Raw genomic sequence first — 6544 nt, 5'->3', positions numbered from 1 at the left:
CTGGCGGTCCGGGCATCATCCCCTGTCGCGACGTGAATCGCACCGACCAAGCTAGCGGCAAGCCCGAGGGTGCCGCAACCGAACTATCGGCTTGACAGGTGCTTTGGTCCGCGAATCTGTGGCAGGGATGCATCTCTTTTATGAACTCAATGAAATCAATATCTTATCAGGAATCGTGACGCTGCGGTGCAGAATGACAAAGGGCGCCCCGAAAGCCGGAGCGCCCTTGCAGAGCCATGCGGTTCGTGCCTGATCAGACGGCCGACAGCGCCTTCACCCGCGCCGCCAGGCGCGACACCTTGCGCGCCGCGGTGTTCTTGTGGACGACGCCCTTGGTGACGCCGCGCATCAGTTCCGGCTGGGCTGCCTTCAGCGCCTCGGCCGCGACCTGCGGATCGCCGCCAGCGATCGCTTCCTCGACCTTCCGCAGATAGGTGCGGATGCGCGAGCGGCGGGCTTTGTTGATGGCAGTGCGGCGCTCGGTCTGGCGGGCGCGTTTCTGGGACTGGGGCGTGTTGGCCATGTGTGTTTGTCTCTATCGGTCAGTTGCGTTCATGTCGTCGCGCAAAAGACCCAAGACAGCCGATCCCCGGAAGGATCGGTCCTGATTCTTGCCTAAGCGGGCCCACGCGCATGTAACCGTGGGCCTATAGAGGCAAAGAACAGAAAGGGGAAGCCCCGATCAGCGGTCGCGGAACTGCGCCTCGCGCTTTTCGGCGAATGCGCTCATGCCTTCCTTCTGGTCCTCGGTCGCGAACAGCGCATGGAAGGCGCGGCGTTCATAGAGCAAGCCTTCCCGCAGTGTCGTCTCGTAGCTGCGGTTCACGGCCTCTTTCGCGACCATCGTGGCGACGGCGGATTTCGAGGCGATCTTTTTCGCCGCGCCCATCGCCTCGTCGATCAGCTTGTCGGCAGGCACCACCCGGCTGACGAGGCCCGAGCGTTCCGCCTCGGCCGCGTCCATGAAGCGGCCGGTCAGGTTCATGTCCATCGCTCTCGACTTGCCCACGAAGCGCGTGAGCCTTTGCGTCCCCCCGATGCCCGCGATGACGCCCAGGTTGATCTCGGGCTGGCCGAACTTGGCGTTCTCGGCGCAGATGATGAAGTCGCACATCATCGCAAGCTCGCAGCCCCCGCCCAGCGCATAGCCCGCGACGGCGGCGATCACCGGCTTTCGGATGCGCTGGATGGCTTCGATCTCGGGGCCGAACAGGTCGTCCGTCAGCACGTCCACATAGGATTTCGACGCCATCTCCTTGATGTCGGCGCCGGCGGCAAAGGCCTTCTCGCTGCCGGTCAGCACGATGCAGCGGACGTTGTCGTCCTTGTCCGCCGCGGTCATCGCCGCGGCGAGTTCCGAGACCAGCTCGCCGCTGAGCGCGTTCAGCGCCTCGGGGCGGTTGAGGCGAATCAGCGCGACATGGTCGGCGATTTCGACGATCAGGGTCTTGTAGGCCATGTGAGCATGCTCCGCGCAGCGATTGCGATTTCACAATGGCTTAGCAAAGCGGCGGCCCCGGTTCCAGCGTCACCGCTGGCAGTCAGGGCAATACCAGGTGGATCGCCCCGATTGCACGATCCGCCGCACCGTTCCGCCGCAGCCATCGCGCAGACAGGGCTGCCCCTCGCGCCCATAGACGCGGAAACTGTGCTGGAAATAGCCAAGCTCGCCCGAGGTCTGGCGGTGATCGCGCAGCGATGAGCCGCCCGCCTCGATGGCGAGCAACAGCACCTCGCGGATCGCGACATGCAGCCGGGCGATGCGCTCGGGTCCGATGCGGCCCGAGGCCCGTGTCGGGTGGATACCCGCCCGGAACAGCGCCTCGCAGACATAGATGTTGCCCAGACCTGCCACGATCCGCTGATCCAGCAGCGCCGCCTTGATGGGCGCCTTCTTACCGGCAAGCGCCGACACCAGCCGCGCCGGCGTGAAATCCTCGTCGAAAGGTTCGGGGCCCAGTGCCGCCAGCAGCCGGTGGCTGCCCTCGCGCACAAGATCCACCGCGCCGAAGCGGCGGGCGTCGTTCAGGGTGATTGTGGTGCCATCCTCGGTCGTCAGCACCAGGTGATCGTGCCGCGTCAGGATCGAGGGGTCATGGTGGAAGCGGCCCAAGGCCTCGCCCTCGATCCTGATCCGCCCTGACATCCCCAGATGCAGCAGCAGGCTCGCGTCGCGGTCCAGATCGGCGAGGATATATTTCGACCGCCGCCGCAGGTCCGTCACAAGCGCCCCCGTCAGCACCTGCACGAGGTCCGGCGGCATCGGCCAGCGCAGGTCGGGGCGGCGCTGGTCCACCCGCACGATGCGGCGGCCCACCAGATGCGGCGCAAGACCGCGACGTACCGTTTCCACCTCTGGCAGTTCTGGCATTTCCCGCCCATCCGCTGCATGGTGCCGCCCTGACCGGCGACTGGATGCTCAGCTATGATCGACACCCCCCCGAAGCAAACCCATTTCGGCTTCCGCGACGTGCCCGAGGGCGAAAAGGCGGGGATGGTTCACGGCGTCTTCTCACGCGTGGCGTCCAAATACGACGTGATGAACGACCTGATGAGCGTGGGCGTCCACCGCCTCTGGAAGAACGCCATGATGGACTGGCTCGCGCCCCGCGACGGCCAGCACCTGCTGGACGTGGCGGGCGGGACCGGCGACATCGCCTTCCGCTTCCTTCAGCGGGCGCCGGGCGCGCGGGTGACGGTCTGCGACATGACGGAATCGATGCTGGTCGAGGGCCGCAAGCGCGCCGAGGCTGACCGTCTGGCCGACCGCCTGTCGTGGGTGACGGGCGATGCCATGGCCCTGCCCTTCGCGGACGCCAGCTTCGACCGCTACACGATCAGCTTCGGCATCCGCAACGTCACCCGCATCCCTGATGCCTTAGCCGAGGCCTTCCGGGTCCTGAAACCCGGTGGCCGCCTGATGGTGCTGGAGTTTTCCCAGCTTCCCGTGCCCATGCTGCAATGGGCCTATGACCGCTATTCCTTCAATGTGATCCCGCCCTTGGGGCAACTGGTCGCGGGCGACCGCGACAGCTACCAGTATCTCGTGGAATCCATCCGCCGCTTTCCCGACCAGGACAGCTTCGCCGGAATGATCCAAGACGCGGGCTTCGAGCGGGTTCAGTATCGCAACCTCTCGATGGGCATCGCCGCGCTGCATTCGGGCTGGAAGATCTGAGATGCGCGGCCCCCACAACATCTGGCGCCTGATCCGCACCGGCGCGACCTTCCAGCGCACCGGCGCCATGGGCGCGGCGCTGGACGCCATGAACGCCCCGCCCCGGCTGCGGGTGGCCGCGCGGCTGCTGGGCTGGCCCTTCGCCTGGCTGGGCTACAAGGGCGACCCCGCGCTGCCGCCGGTGACGCGGGCGATCACCGCGCTCGGCCCTGCCTATATCAAGTTCGGCCAGATCCTCTCGACCCGTCCCGACGTCGTGGGCGCCGAGATGGCGGGCCACCTGCGGATACTGCAGGACAGCCTGCCGCCCTTTCCCACCGAGTACGCCCGCCAGCAGATCGAGGAGGACCTCGGCGCTCCGGTCGAGACGCTCTTCACCGACTTCTCGCCCCCCGTAGCCGCGGCCTCGATCGCGCAGGTCCACAAGGCCCGCCGCGCCGATACCGGCGCTGAGGTCGCGGTCAAGGTCCTGCGCCCCGGCATCGCCGCCGCCTTCCGCCGCGACATCGACGCCTTCCACTTCGCCGCCGGCCTGATCGAGCGCCTGTCCCCCGCCAGCCGCCGCCTGCGCCCCCGCGACGTGATCGGCCATTTCGAATCCACCGTCATGGGCGAACTGGACCTGCGGCTGGAAGCCGCCTCGGCCTCTGAATTCGCCGAGAACACCCGCGAGGACCCCGGCTTCTCGGTCCCCCTGCCGCACTGGGATCTCAGCGGACGGCGGGTCATGACCAGCGACTGGGCCGAGGGCATCCCCATGGCCGACGTGCCCGCGATCCGCGCCGCCGGACACGACACCGCCCGCATCGCGGAACGGATGCTGCAGATCTTCCTCAGCCACGCGCTGCGCGACGGCTTCTTCCACGCCGACATGCACCAGGGGAACCTGCGCGTCGCCCCGAACGGCGACATCGTCGCCTTCGATTTCGGCATCATGGGGCAGATCGACGAATACACCCGCCGCGTCTATGCCGAGATCATCTACGGCTTCATCCAGCGCGACTACGCCCGCGTCGCCCGCGTCCATTTCGAGGCGGGCTACGTGCCGCCTGACCGCGACATGGCCCAGTTCTCGCGCGCCCTGCGCGCGGTGGGCGAGCCGATCTTCGGCGCCGACGCCAGCCGCATCTCGATGGCGAACCTGCTCGCCTATCTCTTCGAGGTGACGGAACGCTTCGGCATGGCCACCCGGACCGAGCTGATCCTGCTGCAGCGCACCATGGTCGTGGTCGAGGGCGTGACCCGCACGCTCGATCCCCAGATCAACATCTGGGCCGCTGCCCGCCCGGCGGTCGAGCTTTACATCCGCGACAACCTCGGCCCCCGCGCGGCGATCCGCGACGGGCTGAAGGTGGTGCAGGCGCTCGGCCGCCACGCCCCCCTGCTGCCCGAGGTCGTGGACCGCCAGTTCGACCGCCTGTCCCGCCCCCAGGCGACAACGATCATCGTCGAGCCGACAAGCCCGCGCTGGCCGCTTGCGGTCGCCCTGCTTGCAGCAGGCGCGGTTCTGGGTGCGCTGCTGTCATGACCGCACCGGCCATCGGTGCGGACCGCAAAGGCCACGTTGCTCCGCAGCGAACCCGAGCCGCAGCCCTGCAGCCGCCATCACCCTGACCGGCAGCCACGGCGCCGACAACCGGTTCCCGACCGCCGCGTCGTCCTCCCGGCGGCAGCACCGGCGCGTCCAGTGCTTGCAATGCGAGGTGCCCCGCAAGAAAGCGTAAAGCGCTAACCTCTCGTGACCACCATCAGAGCATGACTGGCAGTCGCTAACACCGACAGCCGGTTCTCGCCTGCAGCGTCGTCCTTCCCGAAGGCGCAGGTGCGTGAGATGCTTGCCTGGTGAAGTGCCCGGAAAGAACCAGAAAGGAGACGTGAAGCACTGCCGTCCCGCGGCCACCAGCAGAACCTGACCGGCGGTTCCTAACGCCGACAACCGGTTCCCGCCCGCAGCGTCGTCTTCCCCGAAGGCGCCGACGCTTGTGTTGTGAGGTGCCCTGAGAGGAGCCGTGAAGCGCCGCGTCATCTCTGCCTCGGGCTTGGGGAAGCGCAGCAATCCGATCCGCCCAAGCCCCCCCTCCGGCAACATCCAGCCCCCATGTCAGCCCTCCTCGGCCACTGACGCCAATCCCCGCCGATCTGACCCACCCCGCGGCATCGATGCGGCGAGACGGCTCGTTCACCTCCCGCTCGACAGCAGCACCAGCGCCGCGTTGTATGAGGATTGCGCCGGGCTGATAGCCTGCGCCCGGACCAGGAACCGCTGGATCAGCTTTTCCACGTTGGAGGCTTCGGCGAAGACCGAGGGCGAGTCGGACCCGAACAGCTTGCCGCTTCGTGTCTTCATCTCGGCAAGTTGCCGGTCGATCGGCAGCTTGCCGAAATCCGCTCCAAGCCCCAGCCCGCCTTCGACCACCTTCCGCAGCGGCGCCGAGCCAAGGATGTTGTACCATCGGGTGTTGTCAGATGATGCCGACGCCCCCAGGGCCTTCAGCTCGCGCTCGGCGCTCATTGCCAGGCGCAGGTTTCCGTCGATCGTGCCGACCCTGCGTTCCAGCTCGGCCGAAACATGGCGTCCGACGATCTCGCCGGCAAGATTGGCCGAAGGGCTGCCGCCCGAGCCGAAGCGGAATGCCTCGGCCATGGCGCGATAGCGCTTGTCGCTCAGCCGGTTGGCCAGGCTTTTCGGATCGCTCAGGTCCGATTCCAAGACCTTGCGGATGAAGAAGCGGTTGTTCGCATCCCCTTCCAGCCCGAAGGCGCTGAGAGAGGTCCGCAGCAGGCGGAAATCCGACACCAGCTCCTCGGCGCTGCCGACCTGGCCAAGCTTCGCGCGGACATGGGCGGTGTCGCGCGCCACTTGCGGATCGCGGGCGACCAGTGCCTTCTGCGCCTCGCCGGTCCGGGCGAGCAGCCGCCAGCCCGCATAGCCGCCCTGCCCCACGAGCGGCTGGAAGCTCATGCGATCTGCGCGAAGATCCGCGCCTCTCGGGGCAACAGGCTGCGAAGCTGGCGCAGCGCGCGATAGACATTGCCGCCGATCACATCGGCCGTTGCGCCGTCCAGCGCGGCCCGGCTGTCGCGATCGTCGAAGACCCGGGACAACTGCTCGATCCCGCGCAGCAGGTCGCGCCGCCCCTGCGCGGGATCGGCATCGCCCGACAGCAGAAGCTGCGCGTTGTAACAGACCCGCGCGACGGGGGACGCCACGTCGTCTGGGTGAATGGCGTCCTTGAGCCGCAGGATGCTTGCGTTCGGGGTCTTGATCGCGATCCTGCAACGGCGGTCGCCGTTTTCGATGACCGCGCCGTTGATCAGCACGCGCTCACCGGGTGCGAGCTTGAGGATGAGTCCGGTCATGGGATA

The 6544-nt window shown here is 67.4% G+C and carries 7 protein-coding genes; 2 read left to right on the top strand and 5 right to left on the bottom strand.

The features are described from left to right. Nucleotides 1-253: 253 nt before the first annotated feature. The 3 genes from rpsT to mutM all read right to left on the bottom strand — a co-directional run bounded on the left by rpsT (nt 254) and on the right by mutM (nt 2371). Nucleotides 254-523, bottom strand: a complete 270-nt coding sequence (gene rpsT / locus JGR78_RS16340) for a 30S ribosomal protein S20 (RefSeq protein WP_182792271.1) — start codon at nt 521-523, stop codon at nt 254-256. 159 nt (nt 524-682) lie between these two features. Then, the gene (locus JGR78_RS16335) at nt 683-1459 is read right to left on the bottom strand and encodes an enoyl-CoA hydratase (RefSeq protein WP_182805547.1); all 777 of its coding nucleotides are present in this window, start codon (nt 1457-1459) and stop codon (nt 683-685) included. 69 nt (nt 1460-1528) lie between these two features. Next, nucleotides 1529-2371 carry a bifunctional DNA-formamidopyrimidine glycosylase/DNA-(apurinic or apyrimidinic site) lyase gene (gene mutM / locus JGR78_RS16330; RefSeq protein WP_182805545.1) on the bottom strand — a complete coding sequence of 281 codons (843 nt, stop codon included), beginning with the start codon at nt 2369-2371 and terminating at the stop codon, nt 1529-1531. Nucleotides 2372-2425: 54 nt separating this feature from the next. Between mutM and ubiE the strand changes: the two genes are divergently transcribed. Beyond that, nucleotides 2426-3178, top strand: coding sequence for a bifunctional demethylmenaquinone methyltransferase/2-methoxy-6-polyprenyl-1,4-benzoquinol methylase UbiE (gene ubiE, locus JGR78_RS16325; protein WP_182792274.1), 753 nt, complete (start codon nt 2426-2428; stop codon nt 3176-3178). A 1-nt stretch (nt 3179) separates the two neighbouring features. Next, on the top strand, nt 3180-4706 hold the full coding sequence (ubiB, locus tag JGR78_RS16320; RefSeq protein ID WP_182805543.1) for a 2-polyprenylphenol 6-hydroxylase: 1527 nt from the start codon (nt 3180-3182) through the stop codon (nt 4704-4706). 651 nt (nt 4707-5357) lie between these two features. On the opposite strand, the gene JGR78_RS16315 is transcribed toward ubiB, so the two are convergent. After that, complete coding sequence (locus JGR78_RS16315; RefSeq protein ID WP_182805541.1) at nt 5358-6140, bottom strand: DUF1217 domain-containing protein; 783 nt, start codon at nt 6138-6140, stop codon at nt 5358-5360. Continuing rightward, nucleotides 6137-6538, bottom strand: coding sequence for a flagellar biosynthesis repressor FlbT (gene flbT, locus JGR78_RS16310; protein ID WP_182805539.1), 402 nt, complete (start codon nt 6536-6538; stop codon nt 6137-6139). Before flbT ends, JGR78_RS16315 begins: the two co-directional genes overlap by 4 nt. Nucleotides 6539-6544 lie beyond the last annotated feature (6 nt).

The sequence above is a fragment of the Paracoccus sp. MC1862 genome, assembly GCF_016617715.1.
Classification (GTDB): Bacteria; Pseudomonadota; Alphaproteobacteria; order Rhodobacterales; family Rhodobacteraceae; genus Paracoccus.
The sequence above is the reverse complement of the archived record's forward strand: the minus strand, read 5'-3'. Positions and strand labels throughout refer to the sequence as shown.